Origin of the sequence: Campylobacter sp. BCW_4341 (genome assembly GCF_001764255.1) — a bacterium.
Taxonomy (GTDB): Bacteria; Campylobacterota; Campylobacteria; order Campylobacterales; family Campylobacteraceae; genus Campylobacter_D; species Campylobacter_D jejuni.
Genome location: NZ_MKAH01000006.1, coordinates 1 through 1,034 on the forward strand (window position 1 = coordinate 1; position 1,034 = coordinate 1,034).

A 1,034-nucleotide genomic window follows, 5' to 3' on the forward strand; every position below is an offset into this window, starting at 1 on the left:
CAATTTGAACTTAATCTTGCTAGAATTTATGTTTTAAATCCTAAAACCAAAGAAGATGCTTTTAATAAAAATATTCTTTGGATAAAAGAACATTTAGAATTTATGGAATTAGTTTATGGACATATCAAAGCACAAGAAAGTGCCTTGATAAAAAATATACTTCCTTTAGAAGAAAAACTTAAAGAAAGAAAATTAGATAAATGGATGGAAAGGGTGAGAAGGTGAGAGAAGAAAATAATTTTAACAAAAATTTAAAAGCTTTAAGCGGTTTTGAGTATAACAACTTACGCAAAAAACTTGAGGATCTAAAAGAGCTTAGAGAATTTACTTTCACTCAAGGAAAAGATAATCTTGATATCAATATCATAAAAAAAAGAAATTTAAAAAAAATGTATCAAGATCCCATCAAAGAGCTTGAAAAAAATTTAGAATATTTTAAAGATTTTACACGCTATCCTGTGCTTTTTTTTTATGGTTTTGGAAATGGAATTTTATATAAAATTCTACTTCAAAATCAAGCACTTAAAAGAATAATCATCTTTGAAAAAGAATTAGAACTTATCTTTTTGGCTTTAAATTTCATAGATTTTAGCAAAGATTTAAGCTTAGGGCGACTCATTATTTTACATCATGATGATATTAATCTTCCTAAAATGGATAAAATTTTTCGTTTGATAGGGGATTTGTTTTATCGTTCTTATAATCTACACATTGCTAATGATTTTTATGAACACTATAAAGAAGATATTTTAAAACTTAATAAACTCAACATGCAAATCATCAAAAATCACAATCTTATGCGTGGTAATGATCCTAAAGATGCCATGCAAGGCATAGAACAATTTGTTTATAACTTACCTCAAATGATTACTCATCCTAGTTATAAAGAATTACTTTCCAAAAGAAAGGGTATAAGTGATACAGCTATCATTGTTTCTACAGGACCATCTCTTACTAAACAACTTCCTTTGTTAAAAAAGTATGCTAATAAAGCTACAATTTTTTGTGCGGATTCTTCTTATCCTATTTTAGCT

The 1,034-nt window shown here is 26.7% G+C and carries 1 protein-coding gene and 1 pseudogene; both read left to right on the plus strand.

From position 1 onward, the window contains the following. Nucleotides 1–225: pseudogene (locus AJN70_RS00850) on the plus strand (motility associated factor glycosyltransferase family protein); the annotation flags it as partial. Next, nucleotides 222–1,034, plus strand: an 813-nt coding sequence (locus AJN70_RS00855) for a 6-hydroxymethylpterin diphosphokinase MptE-like protein (RefSeq protein WP_148128148.1), incomplete at its 3' end; no start/stop codon positions are given. The pseudogene AJN70_RS00850 and the gene AJN70_RS00855, both read left to right, overlap by 4 nt.